Genomic DNA, 17,837 nt, shown 5'->3' on the forward strand with positions numbered 1-17,837 from the left:
ATAAATCTATGTGGTGGGGTAAGAGATATCTCTTACCCCACCACATAGAGGAGAACAAATATTGTTATTGTTGAGTGGCTAATGTTTGTAGGACGTGCTCGACTAACGGTTTAACAGCTATTGGGTCAGAATAGTTTACTTTTCCCTGTTCAAAGCTTTTAAGCATTTGTTCTTGAGCCTGAGAGCGTTGAGGTTTTGCCGCTATTGCTGCACGTACCCCCATCATGAGCGTTTTATGTTTCATGCTGAGCTTGGTATGGTCTAGTCCTCCACGAAAATGGAAAATTTTAGCGTTCTCCGTTAACGTTTCGCCATAGTTCTTTATCACCATATTGTCTAACTTTTGGCGGCTACTACCTTCAAGCCCGTTAAAAGATACGGTAAAAAACACGCGTGGGAGTGGTCGCAATAGTTCAGCGTATTTTTGTGTTGTTTTTGCTCCTGTCAAAAATGTTCCATAGTCGCTAGCTCCGATAAGAACAATATCTGCTGATTGAATATTTTCTGCGCAGAGCTGTTCTGTAGCGCAAATCGTTACGTTGATAGTGTTGTTATGGTTAGTTAACGCTTCGGATATCCAGTGTGCATATTCTGTGGTGTATCCGTACTGGCTACCTGCTGAGATGAGAACACGTGCTCCCATGAGGATACGGGCCTTAGCTTTCTACGTTGGGGGAGAGATACCCTGCGACTGTTTCGACGAGGGGGAAGATGTCTTCACGGTTGGTGTAGTCTCCACCACCGTTGTCGAAAGATTCAATCATCTGTTTGTCGTATTCGTTCGCGTGAGGCTTGAGACGATATGCGGTGCGAACTCCTGCTAGAACAGTTTTGTGAGTTTTCGTCATTTGGGAGAGGTCTAGTCCTCCGCGGAAGTGGTAGGTGGGGCAGTTTCCTGCGACGTCTTCTTTGTAAGATTTCATGACGCGTTTGTCGAGGTATTCACGTGGGTATACGGCTAGACCGTTGAAACATACGGTGAAGAAGACACGGTGCGGAACTTTGAGCATTGCTTCACGGCGTTTGCGTAATGTTGGAGCACCGGTGAGGAACCCTCCAAGGTAACTTGCCCCGACGATGAGTACGTCAGCAGATTCGATGAGCTCGTCGGTGGCTTCTGCAATGGGGCTGAGGCTAATGTTGGGGGACTGGTCGAGAGCTTGGAGTTCTTCTGCAATCCAGCGGCAGTACCGTTCTGTAAATCCGTAGTTTGAGCCGAAGAGGATAACGACGTTTTGGGTGCTCATGAGTCTCACGTTTCTTTCATGCCGGTAAGGCGTGGTTTGCGGTGCTTTTATATCTCAAGAATAAAACAAGTTGAACGGCGATGGAACATTTAACGAATAAGATGTGTGTTTTTGTGGGAAATAGGCTGGTTTTATGAGTTATTTTTCTCATTTCTGGGACAAAAAGAAGGTTTATGCCCGTATAATGAGGTATGCACCCGGAGAGATGCTAAGAATATCTGTGAATGTGTGGGAATGTTATTTTTTGTGGCTCATTGAACGCACTATCGCAAGATGTTCTATCATCCCCCTTGTTGTCGCACCCCCAAACTTACTAAGGTTGTATACATGAGACGCGCAAAAATTGTTTGTACTATTGGTCCGGCAATCTCCTCTGAGGAGAAAATTAAGGCAGCTATTGAAGCTGGCATGAACGTCGCCCGCCTTAACATGAGCCACGGCGACCACGATGTTCACACAAATTCCTACAAGAACATTCGTAAACAGAGCAAAGCGCTCGGTAAAAACGTTGCCATTTTGGCAGACCTACAAGGCCCAAAGATTCGCCTTGAAACCTTCAAAAACGGTTCTGAAGTTCTAGAACCTGGTGATACTTTCAAAATTACGACCGAAGACGTTGAAGGTACCAAAGACATCTGTGGTACTACCTTCAAAGGACTCCCTGGAGACGTCGCTCCCGGAGACACCCTGCTCATCGATGACGGAAAAATTCGTCTTGAAGCCATTGAAGTAACTGACACGACGGTAACAACACGCGTTGTTGTTGGTGGGCCTATCTCCAACAATAAAGGTATTAACCTTCCCGGTGTTGCGGTATCTATCCCCGCATTGACCGAAAAAGATGAACGCGACCTTCGCTTCGCTTTGAAACTTGGTGTCGACATTATCGCTCTTTCTTTCGTGCGCTCTGGCGACGACATCGCTCGTGTTCACGAAATCATGGACGAAGAAGGATTCCGCATCCCCGTTATTGCGAAGGTTGAGAAGCCTCAGGCTGTTGACAATCTTCAAGACATCGTCGATAAGTTCGACGGTATCATGGTCGCTCGCGGTGACCTAGGCGTTGAATATCCTCTTGAAGAGGTCCCTCTCGTCCAGAAGCGAGCCATCGAACTTGCTCGCCGTTGGGCTAAGCCTGTTATCGTGGCAACGCAGGTTCTTGAATCAATGATTCATAACCCCACTCCAACTCGTGCAGAAGCATCTGACTGCGCTAACGCTATCCTTGATGGTGCAGACGCCGTCATGCTTTCTGGTGAAACGTCTGTGGGCGAGTACCCGATTATCACCATTCAGACCATGGCTCGTATCGTCAAATCCACTGAGGAACGTGGCTTGTATCGCGTGCCTGAACTAGGCACTTCTCCTAAGACTCGTGGTGGTGCGATTACTCGTGCGGCAGTGAACGTTGCTGATCAGCTCAATGTTGATTACATTACCGCGTTCACTCAGTCCGGTGATACGGCTCGCCGTCTTGCACGTTTGCGCCCGTCGAAGCCTGTGATTGCATTTACTCCTGATCCTAAGGTTCGCGCATTCCTTGCAATGCTTTGGGGTGTAGACGCGGTAGAAGCTGCGAGCGTTGCAAACACTGATGAGATGACAGGTCTGGTCGACCAGTACCTTTTGGCTCAAAAAATTGCTGAACCTAATCAACTCATCGTTATGGCGGCTGGTTCGCCTCCAAGCGTTGCCGGCTCAACCAATATGTTGAAAGTTCACCGTATTGGTGACTTGGATGACGCTGGTGCTCTTCTTCCTGAAGAGAAAGAGAAACTTGGCCCTTGGGGTGAAGATTCCTAGCATCGTCACTCTCTAAGGTTTTATCCTGATACGAGAAGAAGCCCTGTCCTATGTTCTGTTTATGAGCGAGGATGGGGCTTCTTTCTGTTGTGCTGTGAGGCATTAGATAAAGTATTTTATGATTTCGGCTCTTTCGATTTCACTTTTGCGTAGTGATGGTGTATCGTAGAGGAGTGCTCTTAGCGCAGATGCGCCCAAGTGGCGGAATTGGCAGACGCGCCGCACTCAAAATGCGGTTCTTAGGAGTGTGGGTTCGAGTCCCACCTTGGGCACAACAATAAACCCTCTTCTCTCTTGTAGAAGAGGGTTTTTTATTGGTATTAACCCCACCCGGTAAGGTGTTATTTTGTGTTAGGGGGAGAACGCTCTATTCTCGGAAAACCTGTAAAGGGTAATTTTGAAGCTTCACTTTCTCTCTATGAGATTCTCAATAGAAATATCTTTTGAGTCTACGAGAGATATTTCACCGAAGGTGTGATTCCTCTACGTTTAAACTCTGCTTGAACTTCTGGGCGAGCGTCGATTGCTTCTAATGCTTCAACTGCGCAGTGGTATCCGGCCCATGTGCTGCCGTAGACGATAGGTTGGTGTTCTCTCCAGTTAACGTATAGTTTGGGGTCTATGGAGATAGCGTATTGATATACGAGCTCAGCGACCCATAGGGCTGTTTCGCTGTCTCCTCCGCCTCCAGTGTCGCAGTCGTGTTTTAGATGTTTGGGGAGCTTTTTTCTAACGTGTTGATTGAAGTCGTATGCGACATTTTCGAGTTTATAAAGGTCCATACTCTTTTTTGTTCCGCAAGTTAATTGATGTGTTAAGTTTTTTTGAGTGATTTTATAAGTTTGAACTTAGCTAATAAGAATGGTATCAATTATCGCGATAATGGCAGCTCTTTCTGAATTTCTTTCTCAAAAGAAATACGAACATAAAAATATTTTTAAACATCTGTTCGTAATGCACCCACCAGCTGTTAAGACGACATCACAGCTACCGACCTTTGAGTTGCCTTTGCGTCAGTTTTGAGGTTGTTTTACGGTTGATGAGGTTACAGTGGTGAATATTACGGACTTTTTTCTTCACGTGCTGAACAGATAGCTAAGCAACGTGTCAAAATTATAAAGTAAAAGGGTCGGCAGAGAGCTAGGAGTTTGTATGTCAGAGAAGACATCTTCCACAGAGGAAACAACACATACCGTTATCGTCGCAGAAGATGAAGCGCTCATCCGTATGGACATCGTTGAGATTCTTCGAGGACAAGGATACGACGTCATCGCAGAAGCTGATAACGGAAAGACTGCTGTTGAACTCGCTGAGCGATACCGCCCTGACGTTGTCCTCATGGACGTAAAAATGCCCATTATGGATGGTATTACTGCTGCTGAAGAGATTACACAACGACAGATTGCTCCTGTTGTATTGTTAACCGCCTTTAGCCAAAAAGAGCTGGTAGACCGTGCCACAGAAGCTGGTGCAATGGCATACGTGGTTAAACCCTTTAGCCCAAATGAGCTCATCCCATCTATCGAAGTTGCGATGAGTCGTTATGAACAGATTAAGGCTCTTCAAGCTGAAGTTGAAAATATTAAAGAACAGTTTGAGACGCGGAAAGCTGTAGACCGTGCAAAGTCTTTGCTTATGACAAAGATGGGGGTAACAGAGCCAGAAGCGTTCCGCTGGATTCAAAAAACGTCAATGGATCGACGTATCTCTATGCGTGAAGTTGCTGAGACTATCGTTGAACAAATGTCTAAATCATAGGTTTTACTAGACATAAAAACATGGTGGGGTTAGCACTCCTAAAGGAGTGCTAACCCCACCATGATGTGTTGTGAGCAAAGATTATTTTTGTGAAGGCTTTGTTCCAATACCCCATAGTGTGACAGCACTACAGATTGCTAGACCAAGCCACCAATAGCTTCCACGTTGCATTGCCGTAACAGCAACAAGAATAGTGAGGATGAGAAAGACCATCCCAATTTTTTCTCGCATGCGTGTTATCCCTTCTGAGCAGAATGAACGATATTAGGAACAACCATATTGGTCATTCTTCCGCTACTAATTAGCTTTCCATTCTCATCGGTAATATCAATGTGGTGGACCAGCTGTGTTCTACCAAGTTTAACTGCGGTGCAGGTTCCTGTCACAAGACCACTGACGGCAGAGCGTAGGTGAGTAATATTCAGTTCAGTACCGACTGCCATGGTTTTCTCATCGACAGCCATATTTGATGCAAAAGATCCAAGAGTCTCTAAGAATGCTGCGGATGCACCACCGTGTAGCAGTCCTGCTGGTTGGGTGTTTCCTGATACTGGCATTGTTGCAACAGTTTTTTCTGCAGAGAGTTCAAGGAAGCGGATACCAAGTTTAGGGATAAGCTCTCCTAAACCTAGCGGACCGAAACGGTGTACTGAATCTTCCGGTATTCCATGCTCAATCAATGATGCGCGTACGTCGTGAGGTAATTCGTTCATAGTCTTCATTATGCTCTTTGTTTTTCTGAGGTGCTAGTGAACATAGGGGGAGTGAACGTGGTGTGAGAAAGAATAAGCGTCTAGGATAGAACTTGTGACTACACAAGAATCTGCTAAAAAAACTCAAAAACTTCTACTGATTGACGGTCATTCTTTAGCTTTTCGGTCTTTTTATGGGACTCCAGCTGATGTTTTCGTTAATGCTCAAGGACAGCACACAAATGCGGTTCATGGTTTCCTTTCAACGTTGTTGAGCCTTATTAAAAGTGAAGAACCATCGCATATTGTTGCTGCGTTTGATTTATCGGGTGGCACATTTAGAACACGTGAATATAGTGAGTATAAGGGTGGGCGTTCGGAGACTCCTCCCGAATTTTTTGGGCAGGTTGAGCTAATTCAGCGTCTTCTTGATTTGTTAAATATCCCTTGGCTAACCGTTCCTGAATATGAAGCAGACGACATTATTGCAACGTTGACAAAGACTGGTCGTGAGAGCGGATATCAAGTATCTATTGTCTCTGGTGATAGGGATTCTTTTCAGCTGATTTCTGATAACGTCACGGTACTTTATCCTGTGACGACGGGGCCGCAGAAAGGTATCCGTCCTATGGATGCGGCTGCTGTACAAGAGAAATATCTTGTACCTCCTCATTTGTACCCAGATCTTGCCGCGTTGACAGGTGAGAAAGCAGATAACCTGCCAGGTGTACCTGGTGTGGGGCCTGGTTTTGCCGCAAAATGGATTAATGAATACGGTGATTTAGAGAGTATTTTTGCCCATGCTGATGAGATTAAAGGCAAAAAGGGTGAGGCGCTTAGGGAACATATTGAGGATGTGCGTCGTAACCGTCGTTTGAATCGTCTGGTTGATGACCTCGAACTGCCGCTTGAGTTATCGGATATGAGTGAGTATGGTCCGGAAGACCATCAACGTCTTGACGATTTTTTTGATGAGTTAGCGTTTAATTCTATTCGCCGTCGTGTGGGTGAGGTTTTCCTCGCCGCAGCGGAGCAGGGTACGACTGTATCTGCACTGTCTTTTGATACGACAGTTGAGACGTGCTCTTCTGATGACGGAGATAAAGTTTTACGTCAATTCTTGGACACGGCGACTGATGTTATTGCTCAGGTGGAGCGTTCAGAATCTGTGCCGGAACGTTTGAGCTGTGCTGTGACGTTATATCCTGTTGTCGCTGAGTCTGCTCAGCAGACGGGCCTAGCTCATGAGCGTGATCTTTTAGGTGCTGTTTTAGTTGCTGGAGCTTCTAGCGTATGGCTTGACTTTACTGCGATGAGCCCAGAAGTAGAGAGTATTTTTGCTCGTTGGTTAGCAGATGAGTCTCAACCTAAAATTCTTTTCGACCTCAAACAGCACTATAAGACGTTGAACGCGCGAGGCTTTGACCTTGCTGGGGTCGTTGAAGACCCGATGCTGAGTTCTTATGTGTGCGGGTATATTCCTTCAGCTCATAAACGTGATTTTGCGACGATGATGGATGCCTTGTGCCAAGAATATTTGGGGGTTTCTCTTCCTCAGGAGCCAGTATCGGAGGAGCCTGCAGAGCTTTTTGTGTTAGAACCTTCTGTCCCCTTTGAGCATTGCGCTCTTGTTGCTCGCCATATTCAAGAGTTGGCGTACCGTTTGCATTATCGGATGGTTGATGATGAGCAGCTAACCCTTTATCAGGATATTGAGCTTCCTATGGCAGAGGTTTTAGCTCGTATGGAACAATCTGGTATCGCCGTTGACTCTGCAAAGATTTCTGAGCTTAAGGACTACTATGATTCTTTCGTACGTCAGGCAACTGACGAAGCGTATCGTTTGATTGGCCACGAAGTGAATCTGAGCTCTCCTAAACAGCTTCAAGGAGTTCTTTTTGAAGAATTAGGACTGCCCAAGACTCGCAAACTTAAGTCGGGGTATTCTACTGATGCTGAGTCTATTGCAGATTTGATGACTAAAGTGAATCCTGATACTGCCGGAGCGCAATTTTTGGCTGCGTTGCAGACCTATCGTGACTTTACCAAGCTCAAACAAACGGTTGAAGGTCTAGAAAAAGCGACGGCTGCTGATGGTCGGATTCATACGACTTTTCAGCAAAATGTTACAGCGACTGGGCGATTGTCTTCTACGGAACCAAACCTTCAGAACATTCCTATCCGGTCTGAGCAAGGACGTAAAATCCGTGGGGTCTTTATTGTTGATCCGCATTCTGTTGATGGAACATCATATGAGACTCTTCTGACTGCAGATTATTCGCAGATTGAAATGCGCATTATGGTGCATCTAGCTAAGGACGAGAAGCTAATTGAGGCTTATCAAAGTGGTGAGGATTTGCATCGCTTTGTTGGTTCAGAAGTATTTGATGTGGCTCCTGAAGAGGTGACATCACAGATGCGTGCCAAAGTTAAGGCAATGTCTTATGGGCTGGCGTATGGGTTGTCTCGTTTTGGTCTTTCAAAACAACTCGGTATTCCTGTTGATGAGGCTGGCGAGTTAACGGTGAACTATTTTAAACGTTTTGGCAATGTGGGGCGTTTCTTGCGTTCAACGGTTAAGCAGGCTCACCGTGATGGTTATACTGAGACGATGTTTGGACGCCGTCGTATTCTTCCCGACTTGGGCAGTTCAAATAAGCAACGTCGTGAGGCTGCTGAACGTGCAGCGTTGAATGCTCCTATTCAGGGTACTGCTGCGGATATTGTCAAAATTGCGATGCTTAATGTTTATCGTCGTCTTAATGATGAGAATCTTAAGAGTCGTATGCTTTTGCAGGTTCATGATGAATTGATTTTAGAAGTTGCCTCTGGTGAGCTTGAACAAGCTCGCCGTATTTTGAGTGAAGAGATGAGCAAGGCTGTGGAACTTTTGGTACCTCTTGATGTTCAGGTTGGTTCTGGTGTGTCTTGGCAAGAGGCTGGACATTAGGGGAAGCGTTCTTTGGTCATGACTTCTATAACAAATTCGATGCCTTCGCGTTCTCCTCGGGATGTTGAGGTCATTTATTTACAGATGTTTTCAGATCCGGGGGAGTTTTCGGGCTTTCCTGAAGGCGTGTATGCTCAGCGGGTGATGCATCCTCAGCCGGAGTTTATTCGTTGGCTTTATAGTGTTGTTGGTGGGCCTTATTACTGGTACGAGCGTTTAAGCTGGTCTCGAGAGCAGTGGGATGACGAACTGAGCGAAGTTGGCAGTGAACTATGGGTTCTTTATGTTGAGGGAACTCCTTGTGGCTATGCGCAGTTAGATACTCAGGTTATTCCTCGTTCTGATGATGAATTTGGCTCTGATGTGGAGCTGCTCTATTTTGGTTTGATGCAGTGGGTGCATGGTAGGGGGCTGGGTAAAGCCTTTTTGGAGTATGTTCTTACTGCTGCATGGAAGATGTCCTCTTATCACGCTATACCTGAAGTGCAACGTGTGTGGGTGCATACATGTACTTTAGACGGGCCATACGCTCTGAAGAACTATTGTCGTAGGGGGTTTGAAGAGTATCGTCGTGAGGTCTACCATGAGCTAGTTTTTGATACCCCGATGTCGTCGTGGGAGTCGATGTTTAGCCGTTGATAATGCAATGGGGAAGTAACATACCATATTTGTTGTGAAATAAACACCTGAAATAGTGTGGCTATGATTGACCATCTTGGGTGTAACCCCCTAGAATCAACGGTGTGGGCGTACTATGCGCTCACATAATTGTCCGAATAAACGCTTGGTACAGAGTGAACCACTCGTGGTGAATGCTACGTCGGAACCCGATGAGTGAGAGAATTTTTATCAGATACTCAGAAGATATGTTTTGTACGTAGCGGGCGCCTGGCTGTATCAACCTACCAAATCTATCCTATTGGAGCCCTTTACTATATGAGCACCAACACTCCTCAGGTTGCTATCAACGACATTGGAACTGAAGAAGACTTCCTCAAGGCCGTTGATGAGACCATTAAGTACTTCAACGATGGCGATCTAGTCTCCGGCGAAGTTGTTAAAGTTGACCGCGACGAGGTTCTTCTCGATATCGGTTACAAGACCGAAGGCGTTATTCCCTCACGCGAACTTTCCATCAAGCATGACGTCGATCCCGGCGAAGTTGTTTCCGTTGGTGACGAAGTTGAGGCTCTCGTCCTAACTAAGGAAGACAAAGAAGGCCGTCTCATCCTTTCTAAGAAGCGTGCACAGTACGAGCGCGCATGGGGCGACATCGAACAGGTTAAGGAAAACGACGGTGTCGTTACCGGTACTGTTATCGAGGTTGTCAAGGGTGGTCTTATCCTCGACATCGGTCTTCGTGGCTTCCTCCCTGCATCTTTGGTTGAGATGCGTCGCGTTCGTGACCTTGCACCTTATATCGGTCAGGAAATCGAAGCAAAAATTATTGAACTTGATAAGAACCGTAACAACGTTGTTCTTTCTCGCCGTGCATGGCTTGAGCAGACTCAGTCTGAGGTTCGCTCCACCTTCCTTAACCAGCTCGAAAAGGGCCAGGTTCGTAACGGTGTTGTATCCTCTATCGTCAACTTCGGTGCATTCGTTGACCTTGGTGGCGTAGACGGTCTTGTTCACGTTTCTGAGCTTTCTTGGAAGCACATCGATCATCCGTCTGAGGTCGTTGAGGTTGGCACCGAGGTTACCGTTGAGGTTCTCGAAGTTGATCTTGACCGCGAGCGTGTTTCACTCTCCCTCAAAGCAACTCAAGAAGATCCTTGGCAGGCATTTGCTCGTACCCACGCTTTGGGTCAGGTTGTTCCTGGTAAGGTCACCAAACTTGTACCATTCGGTGCATTCGTTCGTGTTGAAGATGGCATCGAAGGTCTCGTTCACATCTCCGAACTTGCTGTTCGCCACGTTGATTTGGCTGAGCAGGTTGTTTCTGTTGGTGACGAACTCTTCGTTAAGGTTATCGACATCGATCTTGACCGCCGTCGTATCTCCCTCTCCCTCAAGCAGGCTAACGAGGGCGTAGATCCTGAAGGTACTGAGTTTGATCCTGCACTTTACGGCATGGCAGCTGAGTACGACGAAGAGGGCAACTACAAGTACCCTGAGGGCTTCGACCCTGAGACCAACGAATGGCTTGAAGGCTTTGAAGCTCAGCGTGCAGCTTGGGAACAGCAGTATGCTGATGCTCAGGCTCGCTGGGAAGCTCACAAGGTACAGGTTGCAAAGGCTCTTGAAGCTGACGCAGAAGCTATTGCTAACGCACCTGCTGAGCCTGCTGCTGAGGTTGAAGCTGCTCCTTCTTCCTACTCCTCTGATAGCAAGTCAGAGTCCGGTACTCTTGCTTCTGATGAGGCTCTTGCAGAACTTCGCAAGAAGCTCACCGGCAACTAATTAAGTCTTTATGAGGGGTTTACCTCTCATAAGTCCTTGATCAAAGGTTGTTCTTCCTACCTTACTGGTAGGAAGAACAACCTTTTATTTTTTCTTGAAAAAGCTGGGAGTTCAGGAGTATAGTACACCTTGTTAGTGATGGGCGACATAAGTCGCCTCTTGCCAGCTAAATATACATAGCGAATAAATCTTTCATATCAAAGGATGATAAGTGATGGCAAAGAAACTCGAAAACAAGGTTGCTTTAATTACTGGAGCTGCTCAAGGAATGGGAGCTGCTCATGCACGTTTATTCCACGAAGAAGGCGCTCGTGTAGTAATCACTGATATTAACGCCGAAGAAGGTGAAAAATTAGCGGAGGAATTAGGTCAAAACGCTTTGTTCTTGTCCCATAACGTTACTTCTTCAGACGATTGGGAACGTGTCATTGCTGAGACCGAAAAACACTTTGGCACTTTAGATATTCTGGTCAATAACGCCGGTATTACGATGGCGAAGTCACTATTTGATGTGAGCGTTGATGAGTATACAAAGATTTTTAATATCAATCAGCTCAGCGTATTTCTTGGAGTAAAGTACGGTGCTTCATCGATGAAGAAAAATGGTGGCGGAAGCATTATCAATATTTCTTCTATCAACGGCTTAGTGGGTGGTGCAGTCGGATACACCGATACTAAATTTGCTGTGCGTGGTTTGACTAAAGCTGCTTCGTTGGAACTTGCCCATCACGGTATTCGTGTGAACTCCGTTCACCCCGGTGTTATTGCGACACCGATGATTATGCAAGAAGATACGATGGCTGCGGTTAAAGAGTTTGAGAAGACTATTCCTCTGGGGCGTATCGCTCAGCCAGAGGAAGTTTCTAAGACTGTTCTCTTTCTTGCAAGTGATGATTCTTCATACTCAACTGGCTCAGAATTTATCCTTGACGGTGGCTTAACTGCCCGATAAATCATATAGAGATAACGGATAAGGGTGCTCTTTGATGATAGCGGTCAAAGAGCACCCTTATCTCTACGCTGTCATGTTTTACGGGGTGTCTACCCATATTGAGCCGCCCCAGCTGAGGGACTCTTCGCCAGCACTGATATGGGCAATGCACTCTTTGAGATATTCTACTTTCTCTGCCGTCACACCAACGCTCATGTAGGCTTTTTCTGCGTCGTATTCGGTATCAATGATATGAAATCCTAGGTGTCGTATTTCATGATCGCGTTGTCCGACGAATGCATGTGAAACAGGAAGTTTTGCACACAGCAGTTTTTGACGCAGAAGAAATTCTGAGCTGTCAAGAACATGAGTGACAGCTTCAGAATAAGCTCGCGTAAGCCCACCGGCACCTAGTTTAATCCCGCCAAAATATCGTACGACAACAACACAAATATCTGAGATAGGGGCTTTTTGTGCCGTGTCTCGTGCAAGTATTGCTTGGAGCATCGGTATTCCTGCTGTACCTGCTGGCTCTCCATCATCAGAGGACCGTTGGATATCGCGATCTGCTCCAATCACAAACGCTGAGCAGACGTGTCGTGCATCGTGGTAGCGTTTTCTTAGAGAAGTAATGAACTCTCGTGCTTGGGTTTCGTTTTCAACGCGAAGAGCGAAACCCAAGAAATTGCTTCTTTTAATTTCAAGATCAGCACGGTATTCATGTGCGCGTTTTGCTAGAACAGTGTATCGGTGAGCACGAGTATGGTCTGTTGTCTGCATCTAAAACATTTTACTGCACACGATGAGAGCACTCGTTTTCTGTGTAATGTTTGGCTGTAGTGTTCTCAGATGTGTTTTTGGTGTGCGGATGAGGTAGAACATGAACATCACGTACTCATAGTCGTTACGATAGGTTAGAGAGTAGCTGTATGGGTGTGTTGATTGACAGGAGAAAAATGTTAAGGATTGCTTTAACGGGTGGAATTGGTGCTGGAAAATCTACTATTGCGCAGATTTTTTCCTCCTATGGTGCTCATATTGTTGACGCTGATGCTTTAGGCCGTGAGCTTATGCAGGCGGGGGAGAAGACTTTTGACGAGGTTGTTCGTCTTTTTGGTTCAGATATTCTGTGCGAAGATGGGTCGTTGAATCGTGGGCGTTTGGCTCAGAAAATTTTTTCTGATGAGCAGTTACGTGAAACTCTTGAGTGTATTATGCACCCTGCTATTCGTGAACGTGCTGTAGAGAAAATTGCGAATATTCGTCGTATTTATGGTGATGAGGCTATCGTCATTGAGGATATTCCACTTTTAGTAGAGACTGGGCAATATCATCATTTTGATAAAGTCATTGTGGTTTATGCTGATCTTCCTGTACGCCTTGAGCGTCTGAAAAAGTATCGTGGGATGTCTCGTGAGGATGCTTTGAGCAGAATGTCAGCTCAAGCTAGTGACGTTCAACGGGCAGAGGTCGCTCATTGGGTTATCGACAATTCGGGTGATATTGATGATACTAAACAGCGTGTTTTGGAGGTTTGGGAGAGTCTTTTGGCATCTTCTACCACCAAAAAATAATCAGTAGTGTTATATTTTATAGAATTGTTATAATTCCTAGTCAGATACTTTCTATTGACTCTAAATAGTCGGAATAAAAAGTCATATTTAACATTTCTTTGTAAAATATGCGTACTATTAAATACGTTGTCCTCTCTGGATGAATTTGCGGTGAGGTGGAATCAACGAGCGCCGCAAAGTACGCACATATCCACCGGGTTTTTGCTGTGTTGAGCAAAATACACAACAGACTAGGGCTTAGAACAAGCCCTCCTATTTTCTTTATGTCAGCAGCATTTATTATGCTTTTTACTCTGGCAATGGTTGTTTTCCCAAAGCCTATGGCTGAGATATTTGGTGTTGTCGCATCTTTTATTATTAAATATCTTGGTTGGTTTTATGTTTTAGGGAATGCTCTTTTCTTTATCTTCCTCATCTATATTGCGTGTAGTCGTTTTGGCCGTGTCAAACTTGGCCCCGATGATGCAGAACCAGAATATTCCGGTATTGCATGGTTCGGCATGCTATTTGCTGCCGGTGTTGGTGCTGTACTTCTCTTCTGGGGTGCAGCAGAACCTATCAGCCACTATGCTAACCCTCCATACCCTGGGATTGAACCGCAATCTGACGCTGCCGCTATTGATGCGCTATCAATAGCGAACTTCCACATCGGCTTGTTCATGTGGGTTATTCTGACTGTCCCTGGGCTTGCTTTTGGGTATTTTACGTATAAACGTAAACTTCCTCCGCGCGTATCTTCTATCTTCCAACCACTGCTCGGCGAAGGTATTCACGGCCCTATCGGAAAAGTCATCGACGCAATCTCGATTATCGCTACTGTCTTTGGTATTGCTGTTTCCGTAGGGCTTGGCGCCTTACAGATTAACTCCGGTATGAACATCATGTATGGTCTTCCGGTAGGTGGTTGGATACAGGCTGCCATTATTGCCATCATCACTGCTGCAGGTATCTGCTCCGTGATGATGGGCATGGACAAAGGTGTGAAACGCTTGTCCTACATTAACATCATGATGGCTATTGCCTTGTTGCTCTTTATTCTCATGACGGGAGCAACACGACTAGCAATTACCGGAACGATTGAATCTGCCGGACAATTTGTTCAGAAGCTTCCCGTTATGATGTTCTTCAACGACACCTTCGCCGATACTGGTTGGCTTGGTTCTTGGACTGTTTTCTATTGGGCATGGACCGTAGCTTGGGCACCTTTTGTTGGACTCTTTATTGCAAAGATTTCTCAAGGTCGTACTATCCGCCAGTTTGTGATTGGTGTTTTGGGTGCGCCGAGTGCCTTCACCTTGATTTGGATTGGTGTTTTCGGCATGAACGCCTTTAACATCGAACGTAACCATAACGGAACACTCGTTCAGAAAGTGGTAGATGAAGGTAATATCCCCGCTGCGCTCTTCGAATTTTTGGGTCATTTCCCCTTCTTCCCCGTAATTGCAGCGCTAACACTTCTGGTGATTACTATCTTCTTTATCACCTCTATCGACTCTGCGGCTTTGGTGATGGACGCTATCTCAAACGGCCATGAAGATCCCGCCCCGAAACGTCAAGGTGTGTTCTGGGCATTATGTATTGGTCTTGTGTGTGCATCTATCCTTGTATCGAGTGGAGATGACGGGCTGAACCTCTTACAACAGGTCATTATTGTGATCGGTCTACCTGTATGGGTTTTGGGCTATTTAGAGATTTGGATGATTGTTCGTGCTCTACGTGAGGACGCAGGGGAGTTACCTCCGATGCGGACTCGTCAGTGGAAGCAGGTGCTTCCGATTGAGGAATATCATCGTCGAGCTCAAGAAGACTTCTCTTCTATTGAAGATGTTGTGATGCGTCCTGAATTTGAAGTAGGAACAGAACCAGAATATGAGTCTCTTGTTCCTAATACGGGTCAGATTCCGGTCATTACTCCAGAGACAAAAGCTGAAGATTCTCAAGAATCAGCGAAAAGCTCATCAAAGAAAAAATAGTTGAGTTATAGAATAATCTAGCTTGAATATGTTCTGAACATATTGAACCAGTAAGTATTAGAGCGTTCAATAATAGGGCACATAGTTAATATATAAAATATTAACTATGTGCCCTATTGTTATCATTATTTAACGTTTTACGAGATTAAAGAATTAACTTATTGTTTAAGTATATTATTGAGGATATTGACATATCTGAAGTGATTCAATGAAATAGTTTTAGTCCAATTCCATCTTAAATATGTCATTGATAGTGCAGATTTCTTATACAACTCATCAGCTACAAAAACATTACATATGCTGAACCACTACGAATATGACGATAATATGAGTGCTGAATGCCCACCAGCCACTGAGGTGCAGTAAAATTAACAACCATGAGCCTAGCGCAAAATATCCAACGAATTGTCGCACCCTTTAACGTCATCTCTGAATACCAGCCAGCGGGGGACCAGCCCAAAGCTATCGCAGAGCTGACCGAACGCGTCAACAACGGAGAAAAAGATATCGTGCTACTGGGTGCCACCGGCACCGGAAAATCTGCAACAGCAGCATGGCTCATAGAATCAGTGCAGCGCCCAACGCTCATCATGGTACATAATAAAACTCTCGCCGCTCAACTTGCGCAAGAGCTTCGAGAACTCCTTCCACATAACGCTGTCGAATACTTTGTCTCTTACTACGACTACTACCAGCCAGAAGCGTATGTGCCTCAAACAGATACTTTTATTGAAAAAGACTCATCTATTAATGAAGAAGTAGAACGACTGCGCCACTCTGCAACCAACTCTTTGCTGACTCGACGTGATGTTGTTGTTGTCTCCACCGTATCGTGTATTTACGGACTCGGAACACCCGAAGAATACATCGAACAAATGGTCACTCTCAAACGAGGAGAAGAACTCGACCGAGATGAACTGCTACGACAATTTGTAGCCATGCAATACACCCGCAACGACATTGACTTTCACCGTGGAACCTTCCGCGTTCGTGGCGACACCGTAGAAATTATTCCCATGTACGAAGAGAACGCAATTCGTATTGAATTCTTTGGGGACGAGATAGAAACTATCTACACTCTGCATCCGCTCACCGGAGAAATTATCCGTGAGGAAGAAGAAATGTACGTTTTCCCTGCCTCACACTATGTGGCAGGTGAAGAACGCATGAAAATTGCTATGCGCAGTATCGAAGATGAACTGCAAAGCAGACTTGCAGAACTTGAAAGTCAACAAAAACTTCTTGAAGCCCAACGCCTACGCATGCGTACCCAATATGACCTCGAAATGATGGAACAAATGGGTTTCTGCACCGGAATTGAAAATTATTCTCGACACATTGACCAACGTGAAGCAGGTTCCGCACCACATTGTCTACTCGATTATTTTCCCGATGACTTCCTCCTCATTATCGACGAATCTCACGTGACGGTCCCACAAATTGGTGCCATGTACGAAGGTGACATGAGCCGAAAACGTACTCTTGTAGACTTTGGTTTCCGGCTACCGTCAGCTATGGATAACCGTCCCCTCAAATGGAACGAATTCCTTGAAAGAATCGGACAAACAGTATATCTATCGGCTACACCCGGAAAATACGAACTATCCCAAGCCGACGGATATGTTGAACAAATCATTCGCCCAACAGGACTTGTCGACCCGAAAATTATTGTTAAACCGACCCGCGGACAAATCGACGACCTCCTAGAAAATATCCGAGAACGTGTCGAACGTGACGAGCGTATCCTCGTTACCACACTCACTAAGAGAATGGCTGAAGACCTCAGCGAATACCTCGCCCAAAACGGGGTGCGCGTAGAGTACCTTCACTCCGATGTGGACACTCTCCAACGCGTTAACCTGTTACGACAACTACGCCAAGGCAGTTTTGACGTTTTGGTCGGCATTAACCTTCTTCGTGAGGGGCTAGACTTGCCAGAAGTCTCTCTTGTCGCCATCCTTGACGCAGATAAAGAAGGCTTCCTCCGTTCAACAACGTCACTAATTCAAACGATTGGTCGCGCCGCACGAAACGTCAGTGGAGAAGTTCACATGTACGCCGACAAAATTACGCCGTCCATGCAAGTAGCTATTGACGAAACCAACCGACGACGTGAAATTCAACAACGCTATAACCAAGAACACGGTATCGATCCGCAACCGCTACGTAAGAAAATCGCTGACATCACCGACCAACTTGCTCGTGAAGAAGAGGACACACAACAACTCCTGAACCAACACACCACCAAAACACCTCGAACGGCAACAACCCCGAACATACGCCAAAATCGTTTGGCGAGCGCACCGGCTGAAGACCTGACGCAGCTCATACAGGAGCTAACTGAGCAAATGATGACAGCGTCTGAAAACCTTCAATTTGAGATAGCTGCACAAATTCGTGATGAGCTGCAAGAACTTAAAAAAGAATTGCGTCAGATGCAACAAGCAGGTCACGCCTAAAGAGTACAAGTGAGCGCCTAAAATACGGTAGAGTATTCTCAGAGCAA

15 protein-coding genes and 1 tRNA gene are annotated in these 17,837 nt (G+C 45.8%); 10 read left to right on the plus strand and 6 right to left on the minus strand.

Going from position 1 to position 17,837, the window contains the following annotated elements; translation table 11 throughout:
* Positions 1-64: 64 nt before the first annotated feature.
* Together ACN08W_RS02735 and ACN08W_RS02740 are read right to left on the minus strand one after the other, a co-directional pair.
* Positions 65-643, minus strand: a complete 579-nt coding sequence (locus ACN08W_RS02735; protein ID WP_419108749.1) for a flavodoxin domain-containing protein — start codon at positions 641-643, stop codon at positions 65-67.
* Positions 644-656: 13 nt separating this feature from the next.
* On the minus strand, positions 657-1,247 hold the full coding sequence (locus ACN08W_RS02740) for a flavodoxin domain-containing protein (protein WP_419103510.1): 591 nt from the start codon (positions 1,245-1,247) through the stop codon (positions 657-659).
* A gap of 327 nt (positions 1,248-1,574) precedes the next feature.
* Between ACN08W_RS02740 and pyk the strand changes: the two genes are divergently transcribed.
* Together pyk and ACN08W_RS02750 are read left to right on the plus strand one after the other, a co-directional pair.
* Entirely contained in the window at positions 1,575-3,050 is a 1,476-nt protein-coding gene (gene pyk, locus ACN08W_RS02745; RefSeq protein WP_419101798.1) for a pyruvate kinase, read from the plus strand.
* A gap of 192 nt (positions 3,051-3,242) precedes the next feature.
* Positions 3,243-3,322: transfer RNA gene (locus ACN08W_RS02750), tRNA-Leu, on the plus strand.
* A gap of 177 nt (positions 3,323-3,499) precedes the next feature.
* On the opposite strand, the gene ACN08W_RS02755 is transcribed toward ACN08W_RS02750, so the two are convergent.
* Positions 3,500-3,832 (minus strand): hypothetical protein, encoded by a 333-nt coding sequence (locus ACN08W_RS02755; protein WP_419108750.1) that lies wholly within the window; start codon positions 3,830-3,832, stop codon positions 3,500-3,502.
* A 370-nt stretch (positions 3,833-4,202) separates the two neighbouring features.
* On the opposite strand from ACN08W_RS02755, the gene ACN08W_RS02760 reads away from it, so the two are divergent.
* Entirely contained in the window at positions 4,203-4,808 is a 606-nt protein-coding gene (locus ACN08W_RS02760) for an ANTAR domain-containing response regulator (protein ID WP_419103506.1), read from the plus strand.
* A gap of 81 nt (positions 4,809-4,889) precedes the next feature.
* On the opposite strand, the gene ACN08W_RS02765 is transcribed toward ACN08W_RS02760, so the two are convergent.
* Together ACN08W_RS02765 and ACN08W_RS02770 are read right to left on the minus strand one after the other, a co-directional pair.
* Positions 4,890-5,039, minus strand: a complete 150-nt coding sequence (locus ACN08W_RS02765) for a hypothetical protein (protein WP_419103505.1) — start codon at positions 5,037-5,039, stop codon at positions 4,890-4,892.
* Positions 5,040-5,044: 5 nt separating this feature from the next.
* Entirely contained in the window at positions 5,045-5,521 is a 477-nt protein-coding gene (locus tag ACN08W_RS02770) for a PaaI family thioesterase (protein WP_419101793.1), read from the minus strand.
* 94 nt (positions 5,522-5,615) lie between these two features.
* Between ACN08W_RS02770 and polA the strand changes: the two genes are divergently transcribed.
* The 4 genes from polA (at position 5,616) to ACN08W_RS02790 (ending at position 11,805) form a co-directional block, all read left to right on the plus strand.
* A complete protein-coding gene (gene polA / locus ACN08W_RS02775) occupies positions 5,616-8,450 on the plus strand; it encodes a DNA polymerase I (RefSeq protein ID WP_419108751.1) in 2,835 nt (944 codons plus the stop codon).
* A gap of 18 nt (positions 8,451-8,468) precedes the next feature.
* The gene (locus tag ACN08W_RS02780; protein ID WP_419103502.1) at positions 8,469-9,089 is read left to right on the plus strand and encodes a GNAT family N-acetyltransferase; all 621 of its coding nucleotides are present in this window, start codon (positions 8,469-8,471) and stop codon (positions 9,087-9,089) included.
* A gap of 297 nt (positions 9,090-9,386) precedes the next feature.
* On the plus strand, positions 9,387-10,853 hold the full coding sequence (rpsA, locus tag ACN08W_RS02785; RefSeq protein ID WP_419101790.1) for a 30S ribosomal protein S1: 1,467 nt from the start codon (positions 9,387-9,389) through the stop codon (positions 10,851-10,853).
* 214 nt (positions 10,854-11,067) lie between these two features.
* Positions 11,068-11,805: an SDR family NAD(P)-dependent oxidoreductase gene (locus ACN08W_RS02790; RefSeq protein WP_419103501.1), complete on the plus strand. Its 738-nt coding sequence runs from the start codon at positions 11,068-11,070 to the stop codon at positions 11,803-11,805.
* 78 nt (positions 11,806-11,883) lie between these two features.
* On the opposite strand, the gene ACN08W_RS02795 is transcribed toward ACN08W_RS02790, so the two are convergent.
* Complete coding sequence (locus ACN08W_RS02795; protein ID WP_419108752.1) at positions 11,884-12,564, minus strand: IMPACT family protein; 681 nt, start codon at positions 12,562-12,564, stop codon at positions 11,884-11,886.
* Positions 12,565-12,713: 149 nt separating this feature from the next.
* On the opposite strand from ACN08W_RS02795, the gene coaE reads away from it, so the two are divergent.
* From coaE to uvrB, 3 genes are all read left to right on the plus strand, one after another.
* Positions 12,714-13,358 carry a dephospho-CoA kinase gene (coaE, locus tag ACN08W_RS02800; RefSeq protein WP_419108753.1) on the plus strand — a complete coding sequence of 215 codons (645 nt, stop codon included), beginning with the start codon at positions 12,714-12,716 and terminating at the stop codon, positions 13,356-13,358.
* 263 nt (positions 13,359-13,621) lie between these two features.
* Positions 13,622-15,331 carry a BCCT family transporter gene (locus ACN08W_RS02805; protein WP_419103499.1) on the plus strand — a complete coding sequence of 570 codons (1,710 nt, stop codon included), beginning with the start codon at positions 13,622-13,624 and terminating at the stop codon, positions 15,329-15,331.
* Between the two features lie 377 nt (positions 15,332-15,708).
* Entirely contained in the window at positions 15,709-17,790 is a 2,082-nt protein-coding gene (gene uvrB / locus ACN08W_RS02810) for an excinuclease ABC subunit UvrB (RefSeq protein ID WP_419103498.1), read from the plus strand.
* Positions 17,791-17,837 lie beyond the last annotated feature (47 nt).

The organism is Rothia sp. CCM 9419 (genome assembly GCF_048512815.1).
Lineage (GTDB): Bacteria > Actinomycetota > Actinomycetes > Actinomycetales > Micrococcaceae > Rothia.

Bases quoted from the DNA above. Each gene is read 5' to 3' on its own strand.
- uvrB (WP_419103498.1), top strand. From the start codon at position 15,709: ATGAGCCTAGCGCAAAATATCCAACGAATTGTCGCACCCTTTAACGTC.
- ACN08W_RS02760 (WP_419103506.1), top strand. From the start codon at position 4,203: ATGTCAGAGAAGACATCTTCCACAGAGGAAACAACACATACCGTTATC.
- ACN08W_RS02790 (WP_419103501.1), top strand. From the start codon at position 11,068: ATGGCAAAGAAACTCGAAAACAAGGTTGCTTTAATTACTGGAGCTGCT.
- ACN08W_RS02740 (WP_419103510.1), bottom strand. From the start codon at position 1,247: ATGAGCACCCAAAACGTCGTTATCCTCTTCGGCTCAAACTACGGATTT.
- ACN08W_RS02805 (WP_419103499.1), top strand. From the start codon at position 13,622: ATGTCAGCAGCATTTATTATGCTTTTTACTCTGGCAATGGTTGTTTTC.
- ACN08W_RS02795 (WP_419108752.1), bottom strand. From the start codon at position 12,564: ATGCAGACAACAGACCATACTCGTGCTCACCGATACACTGTTCTAGCA.
- ACN08W_RS02755 (WP_419108750.1), bottom strand. From the start codon at position 3,832: ATGGACCTTTATAAACTCGAAAATGTCGCATACGACTTCAATCAACAC.
- coaE (WP_419108753.1), top strand. From the start codon at position 12,714: ATGGGTGTGTTGATTGACAGGAGAAAAATGTTAAGGATTGCTTTAACG.
- ACN08W_RS02735 (WP_419108749.1), bottom strand. From the start codon at position 643: ATGGGAGCACGTGTTCTCATCTCAGCAGGTAGCCAGTACGGATACACC.
- pyk (WP_419101798.1), top strand. From the start codon at position 1,575: ATGAGACGCGCAAAAATTGTTTGTACTATTGGTCCGGCAATCTCCTCT.
- ACN08W_RS02765 (WP_419103505.1), bottom strand. From the start codon at position 5,039: ATGCGAGAAAAAATTGGGATGGTCTTTCTCATCCTCACTATTCTTGTT.
- rpsA (WP_419101790.1), top strand. From the start codon at position 9,387: ATGAGCACCAACACTCCTCAGGTTGCTATCAACGACATTGGAACTGAA.
- ACN08W_RS02780 (WP_419103502.1), top strand. From the start codon at position 8,469: ATGACTTCTATAACAAATTCGATGCCTTCGCGTTCTCCTCGGGATGTT.
- ACN08W_RS02770 (WP_419101793.1), bottom strand. From the start codon at position 5,521: ATGAACGAATTACCTCACGACGTACGCGCATCATTGATTGAGCATGGA.